This window comes from Nocardia arseniciresistens (genome assembly GCF_046764875.1).
GTDB lineage: Bacteria > Actinomycetota > Actinomycetes > Mycobacteriales > Mycobacteriaceae > Nocardia > Nocardia arseniciresistens.
This window is the reverse complement of sequence record NZ_JBKORD010000011.1, coordinates 80,239-96,197: the sequence shown is the minus strand read 5'-3', so window position 1 is coordinate 96,197 and position 15,959 is coordinate 80,239. Positions and strand designations below refer to the sequence as shown.

Below are 15,959 nucleotides of genomic sequence, written 5' to 3'. Positions count from 1 at the left end.
CGGCAGCGCATCGAGGTTGAAGATCAGGAACGTGCTGAACCCGATTTCCATGCATTCTCCCTGTGGGCCGCGGATCTCCGATCAGCCGAGCATTCCATGTGCCTCCCTCGGCCATCGGAATCCGACATCCAAAACTAGTTGCAATGAAACTAGTGTTCTGGATACTATGGCTCCGACGAACCAACCGATCGGAGCACGAAATGAACAAGGCAACAACGGCATTGGTGATCGGCGGCGGCGTTGCCGGGTCGGTAATCGGGCTGGCACTTCGCAAAGCCGGTATCGCCGCCACCGTCTACGAGCGCTACCCCGTCGCCGCCGACGGCGTCGGCGCAGGCCTGAGCCTCGCCCCCAACGGGCAGCAGGCACTGCGGGTTATCGGCGCCGACCAAGCCATCGATTCACTCGGGCTCGAAATCCCCGGATCGATCTTCGGCGACGCCAACGGCAACATCTTCACCGAGTTCGCAGGCTTCCCGGATCTGCCTGCAACGAAAATCATGCCGCGCGCCGATCTCTTCCGGGCGCTGGCCGACCACGCGGCCGCCAGCGGAGTGCGCTTCGAGTACGGCAAGAGGCTCGTCTCTGTCGCCGAAGCCGAGGACGCGGTGACCGCGACTTTCGCCGACGGCGATACCGCGACCGCCGACATCTTGATCGGCGCCGACGGCATCCGGTCCACCGTGCGCACTCTCATCGACGCGAACGCACCGGGACCCGAGTACGGCGGTGTCCTGAGCTTCGGCGGCATCGCTCGCGGAAGCGACGTGGAGACAAAAGACGGCATGATGTATTTCGCCTTCGGCCGTACCTTCCTCGGCTACTACGGCGTCCCCGCCGGCGCCAGGGTCGGTGTCGGTCGCGAGCAGGACGACCCGGAAGCCACCGACAATGACGGCAATATCGCCTGGTTCGCCAGCCTGCCGCGCACGCAACCGTTGACCGCCGCCGAAACCAACGAAATCTCCAACGCCGAGTGGCTGACACGGTTGCGCGAGTTGTACGCCGGGCACGTGCCGGGCCAAACCCTGCTCGCGCACACCGCTCCCGAGGATGTGACCATCGTCGGTCCGATGGAATTGATGCCGTCCGTGCCGACCTGGCATCGCGGGCGCATCGTGCTGGTAGGCGATTCCGCGCAGGCCCCGTCCTCCAGTTCCGGGCAGGGCGCCTCGCTGGCCATCGAAAGCGCCGTCGAACTCGCCCGCTGCCTGCGTGATCTCCCCATCGCCGACGCGTTCACCGCCTACGAGCAACTGCGCCGCCCGCGAGTGGAGGCAATCGCCGACGGCGCCCGCGGCGCGAACAAGGCCAAAGCCGAAGGCACGTCGGCGGGCCAACCCGCCCTCCCCGCCCCGGAAGAAATGTTCCGCTACACCCACTGCCACACCATCGACTGGGACCAACCGGTCACCGCGAACCCCAGCGAATAGTCCCGCCCCGAAAGCCGAGCCACTACACGGTGACTCGGCCCCCCGGTACGGAGCCGCGGCTGCCCTCGAACAGCGGTCAGACTGCGGCGGTCAGCGCCGCGAACTCGTCGTCGGTGAGGGTGATGGTCGCGGCAGCGGTGTTCTCCTCGACGTGCGCAACGCTGGAGGTGCCGGGAATCGGCAGGATGACCGGGGAGCGGCGCAGCAGCCAGGCCAGCGCCAGCTGCGAGGGGCTCGCGCCGTGCTCCTTGGCGAAGGTGTCGAGCGGGCCGCCGGGGCGGGCGAGTTCGCCGGTCGCGATGGGGAACCACGGGATGAAGGCGATGTTCTCGGCCGTCGCGTAGTCCAGCACGTCCTCGGCGTTGCGGTTGGCGAGGTTGTAGAGGTTCTGCACCGAGGCGATGTCGGCGATCTCCCGTGCCTGCTTCAGCTGCTCGACAGTCACCTCCGAGACGCCGATGTGGCGGATCTTGCCCTCCTGCTGCAACTCCACCAGCGCGCCCAGTTGGTCGGCGAGCGGGACCGCCGGATCGATGCGGTGCAGCTGGTAGAGATCGATGCGTTCGAGGCCGAGGTGCCGCAGGCTCAAATGCACTTGCTGGCGCAGATATTCGGGCCTGCCGACCGGGCGCCAGTCACCGGGGCCGGAGCGGGTAAGACCACCCTTGGTGGCGATCACCAGGTCGTCGGGGTAGGGATGCAGGGCGAGCCGGATGAGGCTCTCGCTGACGAACGGACCATAGGAGTCGGCGGTGTCGATGAAGTTGACGCCCTGCTCCACCGCGCGGCGCAAGACGCGAACGGCCTCGGCCGGATCCTTGGGGTCGCCCCAGACGCCGGGGCCGGTGATTTGCATTGCTCCGTAGCCGAGGCGGTTGACGGGAAGGTCACCGCCGATGGCGAAGGTTCCCGACGCATCGGCGGGGCGAGAGGTGTTCTGTGTGGTCATACGGGCTCCGTGGGGGTCGGTGATTCGGTGTTGTGACGTCAGCTGTGGTCGAGGTGCACAGCATGTCCGCCCGGCATGACACCGACAACGCGTCGTGCGAGTCATCTATGCCCGGGCGGACCGTTTCCTTGGTACCAGGGGCGCGGATTGCCGTGGTGGTGAGCTCGACGTCGGTCGGAATGCCGTGGGGAGTCCGCGAAGGGGCCGGTAGTGAGATCGAGCTCGGCACCGGCACTGTCATGATCAGCCCAGTGCTTTCCCGATCAGCTCAGCGCTTTGATGAGTTCTGCCGCGAGCGGTGCCGACGACGCGGGGTTCTGGCCGGTGTAGAGGTTGCGGTCGACCTCGATGTGCGGTGCCCACGCCTCGCCCGCGCGGAAGTCGACGCCGAGATCGACGAGCCGATCTTGCAGCAGCCACTTGGCCTTGTCGGCGAGACCGGCCTGTGTCTCTTCAGCATTGGTGAAACCGGTGACCCTGTAGCCCGCGAACGGGGATGTGCCTTCGGCGGCGGTCGCGAGCAATGCGGCGGGGGCGTGGCAGACAATGCCGAGCGGCTTGCCCGAGGCCAGCACGGCGTCGAGCAGCGCGCCGGAATCCGCGTTCACCGCGAGGTCTTCCATCGGGCCGTGCCCGCCGGGGTAGTAGACGGCGTCGTATTCGGTGAGATCCACATCCTCGAGCCGGATCGGCTGCCGCAGCTCGGTCGCGTCCTCCAGCACCTTCCCCACTGCGGTCGCGCCGTCGGTGCCGCCATTTACCTCGGGTGCCAAGCTGCCCCTGTCGACTGTGGGGACCACGCCGCCCGGGGTGGCGACCACGATCGTGTGGCCCGCTTCTTTGAATGCCTTGTAGGGTGCCACCACTTCTTCGGCCCAGTAGCCGGTCGGGTGCTTGGTTCCGTCGGCAAGCGTCCAGTAGTCGACGCCTGTCATGACGAAAAGGATCTTCGACATCATTGCCTCCTGCTCGGGGATTGGGGTCGACGTACCGACATGTCGTGTGCGGTTCGTCAGTTCGTCGCTGGGACTACCGTAAGCAGGCATTTATCAGAGCACCAATAGGATCGCCGATAGGAGACATCGAAATATTGATGGCTCGGCGAGGGTGCCCCCGGAATCATCGGACTCGTCGCCGACGGTTCACCGTGCTACGCGGGTTTCGCCTTGGACACCAAGCGATCGGCCAGCGATGTTCATCTGCATTGGCGCGTTCTTCTACTTGAACCGAGGAACCGGCCCGACGACCCTTGCGGGCAGCGCGCCTCGGGCCGCCCGACCTAGCGCCCGAAACACGCCAGGGCTTCAAGTATTTCAGTGTGGAACATGGGACTGCCGGTGTGGCCGGAATCGTCCACGACCCGCAGTTCGGCGGTCGGCCACGCCTCCGCGAGTTCCCATGCGGTCCCCAACGGGCTGGCGAGGTCGAGGCGACCATGAATCAGTATCGCGGGGATACCGGCGAGCCGGTCCGCGTCACGCAGTAGCTGACCGTCCTCGAGCCAGGCGATATTGACGAAGTAGTGCGTGCAGATTCGCACGAACGCCAGCATCGTCGTGTCGGGTTTGGCGCTGTATTGGCCTGGCGCTCCGAGGGTTTCGTGGGAGATGACGGCGTCTTCCCAGACGCACCAGTCCTGCGCTGCCTGCCTTCGGATCGCCGGGTCCGGGTTGCTCATCAGCCGGTCGTAGGCGGCCACGAGGTTGTCGTCGCTGTCTTGCGCCGGTACCGCGGCACGGAAGGCTTCCCATGGGCCGGGCAGTAGGCGTGCGAGACCGTGGTAGAGCCAGTCGATCTCCTCCGGCCTCGTCATCGTGACGGCGACCAGCACGATCTCGCTGACACGCTCGGGATAACGTTCGGCGTAGGCGAGGATCAGCGTCGAGCCCCAGGAACCGCCGTAGAGCAGCCAGCGGTCGATGCCGAGATGTTCGCGCAGCCGCTCCATATCGGCGAGCAGATGCTCGGTGGTGTTGTGCGCCATGTCGGTCGACGGATCTGCGGCGCTCGGCAGGCTTTCGCCACATCCGCGCTGATCGAACAGGACGATCCGATAGACGTTGGGATCGAACATCTTTCGGGCTCCGCGACGTCCGCCGCCACCCGGCCCACCGTGCACGACCAATGCTGCTTTGCCTGCCGGGGCACCGCTGGTTTCCCAGTAGACCTGGTTTCCGTCGCCGACGTCCAGGAGGCCGTGCGCGTACGGTTCGATGTCTGGGAATGGTTGGGGTGGAGTTGTTTCCATGTCCGATATCATGATCGGCGGCGAGCGGTCGAGTGGAGCTACGCGGACTGCGCGGCGGCTGCTGGCAGTGTCGCCGAGACGTGTTCGCGGGTGCGCAGTGACGCCCAGAGGGCGGCGGTGGCGGCGGTGCATGCGGCGGCGCCACCGACGTGGATTGCGACCAGGGCGGCGGGTACGTCGGTGAAGTACTGAACGATGCCGATCAGTGACTGTGCGCAGACCAACCCGAGTAGGACGAACAGGCGGATTCGGATGGCGGGGGTGATGCCGACGGCGAACAGGCCGAATGCCAAGCCGACGAGCAGGGCCAGGTAGCCGACGAGTAGTTGTGAGTGCAGGTGAACCAGGGTGACGATCTCGACCTGGAGGCGTTCGACCTGCCGTTCGATGCTCTTGTCGCCCGCGTGCGGTCCCGCGCCGGTGACGAGGGTTCCCGCGATGAGTACGGCGGCGAGGGCGATACCGCTCAACGCGGTGAGCCAACGCAGGGGAGCGGGGGCCTGGATGACCTCGATGCCGTCGTCCGGTTCGCTGACCTTCGCGAACATCACCACCGCGACCCACACCATGAGCATCGAGGCGAGCAGGTGCACCGAAACGGTCCACCACAGCAGGCCGGTGCGGACGGTCATGCCGCCGATGATCGCCTGTAGGACGGTGCCGCCGGGCATCAACCACGCGTATGTGAGCACCTCACGGCGGCGTCGGGCGCGGGTCACGGCGAGCACGATGAGTGCGGCGCACAGGGTGACCGCGAAGGACAGCAGGCGGTTGCTGAACTCGACCGTCTGGTGCAGCACCGGCACCTCGGACACGCCGATCGGTGTGAAGCTGCCAGGGAAACATTGCGGCCAGGTCGGGCAGCCGAGGCCGGAGGCGGTGACGCGGACGATCGCGCCCGTGACCGCGATGCCCGCTTGCGACAGGATGACGGCGACCGCGATCCAGCGCTGCACCTTCAGTGAGGGGAGCGGAAGCTTGTCGACGAGTCGCAAAAATGCGCGATACAGCACGCGAACGATGGTAGCGGCTGCGGTTCGGGGCAATTCACCCGGTCTACTACATGGCGTCGTTGTGTGGTGGCCGTGCCTCAGTCGAATCGGAAGAAGCGGGCCGCGAGGAATGCGGAGACCACGCCCCACGCGGCGAGGACAGCGATGCCGAACCAGTCGATGCTGTTGCGCATCGCGTCTTCGAGGGTGACCACGAGCGCGCCCGATGGAACCAGCCTGACGAGCACGTTCACGGCGGCGGGCAGGTCGTCGGAGGCGAAGACGATGCTGGCGACGCCGAGCATCACGAACCACAGGATGTTGGCGAGGGCGAGCACGATTTCCGCCTTGAGGGTGCCGCCGAGCAGCAGCCCCATCGCCGCGAAAGTCGCCGTCCCCAAGGCGATCACCAGCGCCCCGAGCACGAGTCCACCAGGTTCGGGCCGCCAGCCGAGTGCGAATCCGATGGCGCCGAGCAGCACCGCCTGCAACACCACCACGATCAGGACCGCGGCGCTCTTGCCGCCGACGATGCCCCAGCGGGGCAGCGCGGTCGCGCCGAGGCGTTTGAGTGCGCCGTAGCGACGGTCGAAACCGACGGCGATGGCCTGGCCGGTGAACGCGGTGGACATGACGGCGACCATCATGACCGCGGGCACGATCTTGTCGATCCGGTCGTCGCCGAGATCGCCGAAGGGCAGCAGCGCGAGGCCGACCAGCAGCGTGATCGGGATGAACATGGTCAGCAGCAGTTGTTCGCCGTTGCGCAGCAACAGGACCAGTTCGAGCCCGGTCTGTGCCCGCATCATCGAGACCCGGCCGTTGGGGCGTGGGTCGGGGGTGAAGGTACCGGGCGCGAACCGGTTTTCGACAAAGTCGGGCTGGTTCATCCGCGTAGGTCCCGTCCGGTGAGTTCCAGGAAGACGTCTTCGAGGCGGCGCTGGTCGATCCGGATATCGGTGGCGAGCACATTGACCCGTGCGCACCACGCGGTCACCGTTGCGAGTACCTGCGGATCGATTTCACCCTCGACGAGGTAGGAACCGGGTGTGGTCTCGCGTGGCGAGAAACCCTCCGGCAGTGCCGTTTTCAACAGATCGAGGTCGAGTTTCGGTGGGGCGGAGAAGCGCAGTTGCCCCGCAGCGCCGTGCGCGGTCACCTCGGCGGGCGTTCCGGAGGCGACGATTCTCCCGTGATCGATGATCACCAACTGGTCGGCGAGCTGCTCGGCCTCGTCCATCAGGTGGGTGGTGAGCAGGACGGTGACCCCGTCGCGGCGCAGCGCGTCGATCAGCTCCCACACGATGAGCCTGGCCTGTGCGTCGAGGCCGGCGGTCGGTTCGTCGAGGAACACGATCTCCGGCTTGCCGACCAGCGCGCATGCCAGCGCGAGCCGCTGCTGCTGACCGCCGGAAAGACGGCGGTAGGGTGTGCGCCGATTGTCCTGTAGACCAAGGGTTTTCAGCAGCCATTCGGGATCGAGCGGGTTCGCGGAGTAGGCCGCGACCAGGTCGAGCATCTCGCCCGCTCGGGCGCCGGGATAGGCGCCGCCGCCCTGCAACATCACACCGATTCGTGGTCGAAGTCGATCGGAATCGGCGATCGGATCGAGGCCGAGCACGCGAACCGACCCGGCGTCGGGTGTCACGAAGCCCTCGCACATTTCGACCGTGGTGGTCTTTCCCGCGCCGTTCGGGCCGAGCAGCGCGAGCACCTGCGCTCGCTCGACGTCGAAGCGGATTCCGTCGACCGCAGTGGTTTCGCCGTAATGTTTGACGACGCCGTCGATGCGTACGGCGGGTCCGGAGGCTGCGGTCACGATGTGACACCGTAGGACCTCGGCCGCTGTGATGGAGCCGACACCCCCGACTGTCCACGCCACGGCAGCGCATTGCGGGTGATCACGATGAACAGCACGCAGACGATCACGGTGACGATCGCCGAGCCGACGATCTGGAAGACCTCGAACTCGCCGCCGCGCGGCATCTGCAGGACGCTGACGATCGCCGAGAACAGAATGGCGGGCACACGGAATATCGGCCGGGTCGCCCAAGCCGCGAGCGGCACGATGGCCCACAGCAGATACCAGGGCTGCACCACAGGAAACAGCAGCACGATGGCGCCGAGCGAGACGCCGAGCGCCCCCACCGGATGTAGCCGCCCGGTACCGGCGGCGACCAGCATCCGCACCGTCACGAAGGCAGCGACCACCGCGGCGATCGGCCTCGTGATGCTCAGTAGCGCGGTGGTGTGGTCACCGAGGCCCAGTAGCACGCCGCCGAACCCGGTGACGATGCCGACAGCGGTGGGCAGCGACATCCAACTGCGTACCGCGCTCGCGGTATTGAGTGTATGGACCCAACCGAACCCGAGGCCGCTCAGTGAGCTGATCACCGCCGTTGTGCTCAGGGCGATCGCCCCGAGTAGCGCGGCCGAGATGACAAGCGATCGCGTACCGCCGCCCCATTTCCGAGCAAGCGCCACCCAGACGAATCCCATCGTGACAATCGAGGTGACCTTGACCGACGAAGACAACGTGATAACCACCGCCCCGCCGATCAACAGCGCGTAGGCACGTCCGTCGAACGGTTCGATGTCGATCGCGCGCAGGCAGAGCTCCAGTCCGGCGAGCATCAGCCCGAGCATGAGCGCGTCGTTGTGCACGCCGCCGACGAGATGGAACAGCACCAGCGGGTTGGCCGCGCCGAGCCACAGCGCGCTGACCGGTGCGACTCCGCAGCGGGCCGACAGGCGTGGCAGCGCCCAGACGATCAGCGCGACACCGGCCAGTGCGAGCAATCGGTGCATCCAGACACCGAGGATGATGTTGTCGCCGGTCAAGGTGGCGATACCGCGCCCTACCCATAGGAACAGCGGGCCATACGGTGCGGGAGTCTCGCGCCAGATGTTCGGGACATTTCTGGTCAGCACGTTGTCGTTGCCGAGTGCTTGGGCCGGTCCCATCTCGTAGGGATCGATGCCGCGCGCGGCGATCTCGCTTTGTGCCAGATAGGAATACACGTCGTTGCTGAACAGCGGCGGCGCGACGCACAGCGGGACGATCCACAGCAGCAGCGTGCGGTCGAGTTGTGAGCGGGTCAGACGGTGCAGGGGAGAACCACCCAAACCGCCGACCGCGAAACGGCCGAGCAGCAACCACGCGAGCACCACCATCGTGGTGCCGACCATGCATACCGCGAGCGACCCGGTGTGCGCCCGGCCGAAGATCGCGATGATGCGAATGCCCGAGGTCGGATTCTGTAGTACCGGCTGTGCGCCGACTCCCAACGCGCTGATGACCATCAGCACCGTCCCGGTCGCGCCGAGTAGGCGGATCCGGTCGAGCTGCGCCAGCTCCCTGCGGTCGAGCTCGGGCACCTCTGATTCATCGCGATGCAGTACCGCTACAGAGTGGTCGGCGGCAGGCGCTTCGAGTCCGAGTACCCGGCGTCCCAATGCCTTCGTGCTGCGCCGCGCGCTGTCGAGTACCGCCACGAGACGAAGCCTAGAGGAATGCGGGTACTGCCATTGTGGCGGACGGCGACCGTCGAGCTCGGCCCGTCGACCAGCGTCGGTGGAGCAGAATCTGAAGAAGTCTCTCGAAGCTGCCCACATAGCCAGGGCACCCTTATTAGATTCTGGGAAGGAATTCCGCCACACTGGTGTTGTGAAAACCGTGGGTTTGCCGCATGACGAGGACTCAGGAGCTGGTCGCCGCACCGGCGCCGCGTCTTCGGCTGCGCCCGCGACCCTGGTCGCGGGTGGCGAGGGGCACACGCGGGCGGCCATCGTCCAGCTGCTGTTGGAGGACGGGCCGATCACCGCGACTGCCATCGGGACCAAGCTGGGTTTGACCACGGCCGGGGTCCGCCGCCACCTCGATGCGCTCATCGACTCCGGCCAGGCGCGCGCCAGCAGGTCGGCGCCCTGGCAGCAGCAGGGGCGCGGTCGGCCCGCCAAGCAGTACCAGCTCACCTCGGCAGGCCGTGGCCGTCTGGGGCACGCCTACGACGACCTGGCTGGAGCGGCCATTCGGCAGCTCGGCGAGATCGGCGGCGATGCGGCCATCGCGGAGTTCGCGCGCAAGCGGGCACGGACCATCGTGGCAGGTATCGAGCCGGTCGGTCAGCACACGCCGGAGACGACTACCGCGAAGGCCGAGGAGATCGCCGAGGCGTTCACCGACGCCGGTTTCGCCGCGACCACCCGCAAGGTGGGCGCCGGTGTGCAGATCTGCCAGCATCACTGCCCGGTGGCTCACGTCGCCGAGGAATTCCCGCAGTTGTGCGCGGCGGAACTCGAAGCATTCCGGGACCTGCTCGGAACTCATGTTCAGCGACTTGCGACGATCGCCAACGGCGATTGCGCGTGCACGACCCACGTGCCGCTACTCGTTCTGCCTATTACCGAAAAGAAGAACGCTTCCAAAACAATCGCTGCACAGCCCGCAGCGGTACGAACGAACGACTCCGGAAGGAGTGCCGAATGACGACAACCACCGACCAGGTGCAACCGCTCACTCAGCAAGAGACCATCGCTTCGCTGGGCAAATACGGTTACGGCTGGGCCGATTCGGATGTGGCCGGTGCCAGCGCACAACGAGGCCTCTCCGAGGCGGTTGTCCGCGATATTTCGGCCAAGAAGAGCGAGCCGGACTGGATGCTGGACTACCGGCTCAAGTCGCTGCGCATCTTCGATCGCAAGCCGATGCCGAACTGGGGGTCCAACCTCGATGGCATCGACTTCGACAACATCAAATACTTCGTGCGCTCCAGCGAGAAGCAGGCCGCGACCTGGGATGACCTGCCCGAGGACATCAAGAACACCTACGACAAGCTTGGCATCCCCGAGGCGGAGAAGCAGCGCCTGGTCTCCGGTGTCGCCGCACAGTACGAGTCCGAGGTCGTCTACCACTCCATCCGTGAGGATCTGGAGAAGCAGGGCGTGATCTTCCTCGACACCGACACCGCACTGAAGGAGCAGCCCGAACTGTTCCAGAAGTACTTCGGCACCGTGATCCCGGCGGGCGACAACAAGTTCTCCGCGCTGAACGCCTCCGTGTGGTCGGGTGGCTCGTTCATCTACGTCCCGCCCGGCGTACACGTGGATATTCCGCTGCAGGCCTACTTCCGGATCAACACCGAGAACATGGGCCAGTTCGAGCGCACCCTGATCGTCGTCGACGAAGACGCCTACGTGCACTACGTCGAGGGCTGCACCGCGCCGATCTACAAGTCGGACTCACTGCACTCCGCGGTCGTCGAAATCATCGTGAAGAAGGGCGGCCGCTGCCGCTACACCACGATCCAGAACTGGTCGAACAACGTCTACAACCTGGTCACCAAGCGGGCCAAGGCCGAGGCGGGCGCGACCATGGAATGGGTCGACGGCAACATCGGCTCCAAGGTCACCATGAAGTACCCGGCGGTCTGGATGACCGGCGAGTACGCTCGCGGCGAGGTGCTCTCGGTGGCCTTCGCAGGCGAGGGCCAGCACCAGGACACCGGCGCGAAGATGCTGCACCTGGCGCCGCACACCTCCTCGAACATCATCAGCAAGTCGGTGGCGCGCGGTGGCGGCCGGGCTTCCTACCGTGGCCTCGTTCAGGTGAACAAGGGCGCGTACGGCTCCAAGTCGACCGTGAAATGCGATGCGCTGCTTGTCGATACGATCAGCCGCTCCGATACCTACCCCTACGTCGACATTCGCGAGGACGACGTGACGATGGGCCACGAGGCCACCGTCTCCAAGGTGTCGGAAGACCAGCTGTTCTACCTGATGAGCCGCGGCATGACCGAGGACGAAGCCATGGCCATGGTGGTGCGCGGCTTCGTCGAGCCCATCGCCAAGGAACTGCCGATGGAATACGCCCTCGAGCTGAACCGGCTCATCGAACTGCAAATGGAAGGATCCGTCGGCTGATGGCAAGCGGCGATAACAGTCAGTCGGGTCGCTCCGCGCTGGCCGAAGCTGTCGAGGGCGAGAACCCGACAATCAAGCCAATTCAGAACCCGGGCGCCGGTGCCGCGACGAACAAGGGCGAGGTCTTCGCCTCGTTCGACGTCAACGCCTTCGAGGTCCCCACGGGCAAGGACGAGGCCTGGCGGTTCACCCCGCTACGTCGGCTGCGCGGCCTGCACGACGGCACCGCGGTGCGCGACGGTCTGGCAGCGGTCGAGGTCAGCCCGGTCGCCGGTGTGACCGTCGAGACCGTGAACCGGACCGACGAGCGCCTGGGCGTCGCCGGTAAGCCGACCGATCGGGTTGCCGCGCAGGCCTATTCGGGCTTCGAGTCGGCCACCGTGCTGTCGGTGGGCGCGGAGACCGAGGTCGCCGAGCCGGTGATCGTCACGGTCACCGGCCCAGGCGAGGGCACGACCGCCTACGGCCACCTCCAGGTCCGGCTGGCAAACTTCGCGGTCGCCACCGTGGTCATCGACCAGCGCGGCAGCGGAACCTACGCCGAGAACGTGGAATTCGTGCTCGGCGACAGCGCGAAGCTGACCGTCGTCGCGGTCCAGGACTGGGCCGACGACGCCGTCAACGTGACCGCGCACCACGCCCTGCTCGGCCGCGACGCCACGCTGCGCCACACCGCGGTGACCCTCGGTGGCGAACTGGTGCGGCTCACCGGAACCGTGCGCTACGCCGGTCCCGGCGGCGACGCCGAACTGCTCGGTCTCTACTTCGCCGACGCGGGTCAGCACTTCGAACAGCGTCTGCTCGTCGATCACTCGCAGCCGAATTGCAAGTCGAACGTGCTGTACAAGGGTGCGCTGCAAGGTGATCCGAACTCGCCGAAGGGCGATGCCCGCACCGTGTGGGTCGGCGACGTGCTGATCCGCGCGGCCGCCGAGGGCACCGATACCTTCGAGGTGAACCGCAATCTGGTGCTCACCGACGGCGCACGCGCCGATTCGGTGCCGAACCTCGAGATCGAGACGGGCGAGATCGCCGGTGCGGGCCACGCGTCGGCCACCGGTCGTTTCGATGACGAGCAGCTGTTCTACCTGCGTGCTCGCGGTATCCCGGAGGATGTGGCGCGACGCCTTGTCGTGCGCGGCTTCTTCCAGGAAATCATCCAGAAGATCGCGGTCCCCGAGATCCGGGAGCGGCTGGAGTCGGCCATCGAGGCCGAACTCGCCGCTGTCGGCGTCTGATCCCGAACACATACCCCCACAAAGGAACCCGAATTCGATGACCACCCTGGAAATCAACGACCTGCATGTCGAGGTTGCCAACCCGGACGAGTCCGGCGAGCCGATCAAGATCCTGAAGGGCGTGAACCTCACCATCAAATCCGGTGAGACGCACGCCATCATGGGCCCCAACGGCTCCGGCAAGTCGACCCTGTCGTACGCGATCGCCGGCCACCCCAAGTACAAGGTGACCTCGGGAACGATCACCCTCGACGGCGAAGACGTCCTCGCGATGTCCGTCGACGAGCGTGCGCGCGCGGGCCTGTTCCTCGCCATGCAGTACCCGGTCGAGGTGCCCGGCGTCTCCACGTCGAACTTCCTGCGTACCGCTGTCACCGCCGTTCGCGGTGAGGCCCCGAAGCTGCGGCATTGGGTCAAGGAAGTCAAGGAGTCGATGAGTGAGCTCGAGATCGATTCCGCTTTCGCCGAACGCAATGTGAACGAGGGCTTCTCCGGCGGCGAGAAGAAGCGTCACGAGATCTTGCAGCTCGGCCTGCTCAAGCCGAAGATCGCCATCCTCGACGAGACCGACTCCGGTCTGGACGTCGACGCGCTGCGTATCGTCTCCGAGGGCGTCAACCGCTACAAGGAGCGCGAGAACGGTGGCGTGCTGCTGATCACGCACTACACCCGGATCCTGCGCTACATCGAGCCGGAATTCGTGCACGTCTTCGTCAACGGCCGCATCGTCGCCGAGGGTGGCTCGGAACTGGCCGACGAACTCGACGCCAACGGCTACGTCCGCTTCACTCAGTCTGCGACAGCAGGAGCCTGATATGACCGCCACGGTCCCCGCGCTCGACGTGGCCCGCATCCGGGCCGACTTCCCGATCCTGAGCCGTACGGTTCGGGACGGGAAAGCGTTGGTGTACCTGGACTCCGGCGCGACCTCGCAGCGGCCCGTCGCGGTCCTCGACGCGGAACGTGAATTCCTGGTCCAGCACAATTCGGCCGTGCATCGCGGCGCGCACCAGCTGGCCGAGGAGGCGACCGACGCCTACGAGGACGCCAGGGCCGATATCGCCCGGTTCGTCGGTGTACACGCCGGTGAGATCGTGTTCACCAAGAATGCGACCGAATCGCTGAACCTGGTGACGTACTCCTTCGCCGACAGCAGATTCCCGTACCACGTCGGCCCCGGCGACGAGATCGTCATCACCGAGCTCGAGCATCACGCGAATCTTGTGCCGTGGCAAGAGCTCGCGCGCCGTACCGGCGCGACGCTGAAGTGGTATGGCATCACCGATGACGGCCGGATCGATCTCGATTCGCTCGAATTGTCGCCCGCCACCAAGGTTGTCGCCTTCACCCACCAGTCGAATGTGACCGGTGCGGTGTCACCGGTCGCCGAATTGGTGCGCAGGGCAAAGGCTGTCGGCGCGCTGACGGTGCTCGACGCGTGCCAGTCGGTGCCGCACATGCCGGTGGACTTCCGTGAGCTCGGCGTGGACTTCGCCGCGTTCTCCGGTCACAAGATGCTCGGCCCCTCCGGTGTCGGTGTGCTCTACGGCCGCCGTGCGCTGTTGGAGGAGACCCCGCCGTTCATCACCGGCGGCTCCATGATCGAAACCGTCACCATGGAGGCGACCACCTACGCACCGCCGCCGCAGCGGTTCGAGGCGGGCGTGCCGATGACCTCGCAGGTGGTCGGATTGGGCGCCGCGGTGCGGTATCTCGAGGCGATCGGCATGGACGCCGTTGCCGCGCACGAGCACACGCTCGTCGATGCGGCGCTGGCCGGTCTCGGTGCCATCGACGGTGTGCGGATTGTCGGCCCGGCCGACAACATCGACCGCGGTGGCGCGGTCTCGTTCGTGGTCGAGGGCATCCACGCCCACGATGTCGGCCAGATCCTCGACGATGAAGGTGTTGCCATTCGGGTGGGTCACCACTGCGCGTGGCCGCTGATGCGCCGCCTCGGCGTGCCCGCGACCGCCCGTGCCTCCTTCGCGGTGTACAACACTCTCGACGAGGTCGACAAGCTGATCGCCGCGGTGCGGAAGGCTCAGAGCTTCTTCGGCGTGAGCGTAGCGAAGGCCGACAATGGCCACAGTGGAGTTGTTTAAGACATGCGCATGGAGCAGATGTACCAGGAAGTGATCCTGGACCACTACAAGCGCCCGCACCACCGCGGGCTGCGGGAGCCGTTCGGTGCTGAGGTGCACCACGTGAACCCGACCTGCGGTGACGAGGTGACTCTGCGCGTCCAGCTCGACGACAATGGTGACGTCGTGGACGTTTCCTACGACGGCCAGGGCTGTTCGATCAGTCAGGCGTCGACCTCGGTGCTCACCGATCAGGTCATCGGACTGCCGTTGCAGCAGGCACTGAAGGTGGTCGAATCGTTCAACGAGATGGTCACCAGCCGCGGCACGATCGAGGGTGACGAGGACATGATCGGCGACGGCATCGCCTTCGCGGGCGTCGCCAAGTATCCGGCTCGGGTGAAGTGCGCTTTGCTCGGCTGGATGGCTTTCAAGGACGCGGTGGTCCGGATAACCTCGGCAGAGGAAGCCAAGCGCCCGATGGGCAGTAGTTTGCCAACGAATGGGGAACGGCATGAGTGAGACACCAGTAACCGAGTTGGTCGAGCAGGTCGAGCAGGTCGAGCAGGTCGAGCTGTCAGCGGAAGACATCAAGCGCCTCGAGGACCTCGAGGAGGCGATGCGCGACGTCGTCGACCCTGAACTCGGCATCAACGTAGTCGACCTCGGCCTGGTCTACGGCATCTCGGTCCAGGAAGAAGTAGCGACCCTCGACATGACCCTCACGTCGGCGGCCTGCCCGCTGACCGACGTCATCGAGGATCAGACCCGCAACGCCCTCGTGCGCAGCGGCCTGGTCGACGACCTCAAAATCAACTGGGTCTGGATGCCCCCATGGGGCCCCGACAAGATCACCGAAGACGGCCGCGAACAACTCCGCGCCCTCGGCTTCACCGTCTGAACCGGCAATACGAGCCACCGAACACCCCGATCTCGGTCGGGGTGTTCGCGTTTGTGGGGGGCGTAGCAATCCGGGAACTCGGCCATCTCCTGGCGCGGTGGCTGCGATGATGGCCTGGGGAGCGCGGAAGAAGCTGCGATGTTCTGGTTGGAAATACGCGAGTTCTCGCGGCACCGTCAGCCGCGTTGGGGG

Annotated in this window: 15 protein-coding genes; 8 read left to right on the top strand and 7 right to left on the bottom strand. The window is 66.0% G+C overall.

The genetic code is table 11. The features are described from left to right. The first annotated feature begins 200 nt into the window (after nt 1-200). On the top strand, nt 201-1,433 hold the full coding sequence (locus ACLMAJ_RS21080) for an FAD-dependent oxidoreductase (RefSeq protein ID WP_412015489.1): 1,233 nt from the start codon (nt 201-203) through the stop codon (nt 1,431-1,433). Between the two features lie 76 nt (nt 1,434-1,509). Here the strand turns inward: ACLMAJ_RS21080 and ACLMAJ_RS21075 are convergent, their stop codons facing one another. The 7 genes from ACLMAJ_RS21075 to mptB all read right to left on the bottom strand — a co-directional run bounded on the left by ACLMAJ_RS21075 (nt 1,510) and on the right by mptB (nt 9,117). Next, nucleotides 1,510-2,382: an aldo/keto reductase gene (locus ACLMAJ_RS21075; RefSeq protein WP_412015488.1), complete on the bottom strand. Its 873-nt coding sequence runs from the start codon at nt 2,380-2,382 to the stop codon at nt 1,510-1,512. 263 nt (nt 2,383-2,645) lie between these two features. Continuing rightward, a complete protein-coding gene (locus ACLMAJ_RS21070) occupies nt 2,646-3,338 on the bottom strand; it encodes a type 1 glutamine amidotransferase domain-containing protein (protein ID WP_412015487.1) in 693 nt (230 codons plus the stop codon). A 323-nt stretch (nt 3,339-3,661) separates the two neighbouring features. Continuing rightward, nucleotides 3,662-4,630 carry a prolyl aminopeptidase gene (gene pip / locus ACLMAJ_RS21065; protein ID WP_412015486.1) on the bottom strand — a complete coding sequence of 323 codons (969 nt, stop codon included), beginning with the start codon at nt 4,628-4,630 and terminating at the stop codon, nt 3,662-3,664. A 38-nt stretch (nt 4,631-4,668) separates the two neighbouring features. Further along, nucleotides 4,669-5,643 carry a COX15/CtaA family protein gene (locus tag ACLMAJ_RS21060; RefSeq protein ID WP_412015485.1) on the bottom strand — a complete coding sequence of 325 codons (975 nt, stop codon included), beginning with the start codon at nt 5,641-5,643 and terminating at the stop codon, nt 4,669-4,671. A 77-nt stretch (nt 5,644-5,720) separates the two neighbouring features. Further along, on the bottom strand, nt 5,721-6,512 hold the full coding sequence (locus ACLMAJ_RS21055) for an ABC transporter permease (protein ID WP_412015484.1): 792 nt from the start codon (nt 6,510-6,512) through the stop codon (nt 5,721-5,723). Continuing rightward, on the bottom strand, nt 6,509-7,441 hold the full coding sequence (locus ACLMAJ_RS21050) for an ABC transporter ATP-binding protein (protein ID WP_412015483.1): 933 nt from the start codon (nt 7,439-7,441) through the stop codon (nt 6,509-6,511). The genes ACLMAJ_RS21055 and ACLMAJ_RS21050 overlap by 4 nt, the downstream gene beginning before the upstream one ends. Then, complete coding sequence (gene mptB, locus ACLMAJ_RS21045; RefSeq protein WP_412015482.1) at nt 7,438-9,117, bottom strand: polyprenol phosphomannose-dependent alpha 1,6 mannosyltransferase MptB; 1,680 nt, start codon at nt 9,115-9,117, stop codon at nt 7,438-7,440. Before mptB ends, ACLMAJ_RS21050 begins: the two co-directional genes overlap by 4 nt. Nucleotides 9,118-9,289: 172 nt before the next feature. On the opposite strand from mptB, the gene ACLMAJ_RS21040 reads away from it, so the two are divergent. Genes ACLMAJ_RS21040 through ACLMAJ_RS21010 form a run of 7 tightly spaced genes read left to right on the top strand, consistent with a single transcriptional unit; the run spans nt 9,290 to nt 15,767 of the window. Then, entirely contained in the window at nt 9,290-10,111 is an 822-nt protein-coding gene (locus ACLMAJ_RS21040; RefSeq protein ID WP_412015481.1) for a helix-turn-helix transcriptional regulator, read from the top strand. Then, nucleotides 10,108-11,544: a Fe-S cluster assembly protein SufB gene (gene sufB / locus ACLMAJ_RS21035; RefSeq protein WP_412015480.1), complete on the top strand. Its 1,437-nt coding sequence runs from the start codon at nt 10,108-10,110 to the stop codon at nt 11,542-11,544. The genes ACLMAJ_RS21040 and sufB overlap by 4 nt, the downstream gene beginning before the upstream one ends. Next, a complete protein-coding gene (gene sufD, locus ACLMAJ_RS21030) occupies nt 11,544-12,782 on the top strand; it encodes a Fe-S cluster assembly protein SufD (protein ID WP_412015479.1) in 1,239 nt (412 codons plus the stop codon). Before sufB ends, sufD begins: the two co-directional genes overlap by 1 nt. A gap of 37 nt (nt 12,783-12,819) precedes the next feature. Further along, the gene (gene sufC, locus ACLMAJ_RS21025) at nt 12,820-13,596 is read left to right on the top strand and encodes a Fe-S cluster assembly ATPase SufC (RefSeq protein ID WP_412015478.1); all 777 of its coding nucleotides are present in this window, start codon (nt 12,820-12,822) and stop codon (nt 13,594-13,596) included. Between the two features lies 1 nt (nt 13,597). Continuing rightward, nucleotides 13,598-14,887, top strand: a complete 1,290-nt coding sequence (locus tag ACLMAJ_RS21020) for a cysteine desulfurase (RefSeq protein ID WP_412015477.1) — start codon at nt 13,598-13,600, stop codon at nt 14,885-14,887. A 3-nt stretch (nt 14,888-14,890) separates the two neighbouring features. Next, nucleotides 14,891-15,388: a Fe-S cluster assembly sulfur transfer protein SufU gene (gene sufU, locus ACLMAJ_RS21015; protein WP_412015476.1), complete on the top strand. Its 498-nt coding sequence runs from the start codon at nt 14,891-14,893 to the stop codon at nt 15,386-15,388. Beyond that, a complete protein-coding gene (locus tag ACLMAJ_RS21010) occupies nt 15,381-15,767 on the top strand; it encodes a metal-sulfur cluster assembly factor (protein WP_412015475.1) in 387 nt (128 codons plus the stop codon). Before sufU ends, ACLMAJ_RS21010 begins: the two co-directional genes overlap by 8 nt. Nucleotides 15,768-15,959 lie beyond the last annotated feature (192 nt).

What these genes read in the sequence shown, in the direction of transcription:
- ACLMAJ_RS21020 (WP_412015477.1), top strand. Translation starts at nt 13,598, where the DNA reads ATGACCGCCACGGTCCCCGCGCTCGACGTGGCCCGCATCCGGGCCGAC.
- sufC (WP_412015478.1), top strand. Translation starts at nt 12,820, where the DNA reads ATGACCACCCTGGAAATCAACGACCTGCATGTCGAGGTTGCCAACCCG.
- ACLMAJ_RS21080 (WP_412015489.1), top strand. Translation starts at nt 201, where the DNA reads ATGAACAAGGCAACAACGGCATTGGTGATCGGCGGCGGCGTTGCCGGG.
- ACLMAJ_RS21055 (WP_412015484.1), bottom strand. Translation starts at nt 6,512, where the DNA reads ATGAACCAGCCCGACTTTGTCGAAAACCGGTTCGCGCCCGGTACCTTC.
- sufU (WP_412015476.1), top strand. Translation starts at nt 14,891, where the DNA reads ATGCGCATGGAGCAGATGTACCAGGAAGTGATCCTGGACCACTACAAG.
- ACLMAJ_RS21075 (WP_412015488.1), bottom strand. Translation starts at nt 2,382, where the DNA reads ATGACCACACAGAACACCTCTCGCCCCGCCGATGCGTCGGGAACCTTC.
- sufB (WP_412015480.1), top strand. Translation starts at nt 10,108, where the DNA reads ATGACGACAACCACCGACCAGGTGCAACCGCTCACTCAGCAAGAGACC.
- sufD (WP_412015479.1), top strand. Translation starts at nt 11,544, where the DNA reads ATGGCAAGCGGCGATAACAGTCAGTCGGGTCGCTCCGCGCTGGCCGAA.
- pip (WP_412015486.1), bottom strand. Translation starts at nt 4,630, where the DNA reads ATGGAAACAACTCCACCCCAACCATTCCCAGACATCGAACCGTACGCG.
- ACLMAJ_RS21010 (WP_412015475.1), top strand. Translation starts at nt 15,381, where the DNA reads ATGAGTGAGACACCAGTAACCGAGTTGGTCGAGCAGGTCGAGCAGGTC.
- ACLMAJ_RS21070 (WP_412015487.1), bottom strand. Translation starts at nt 3,338, where the DNA reads ATGTCGAAGATCCTTTTCGTCATGACAGGCGTCGACTACTGGACGCTT.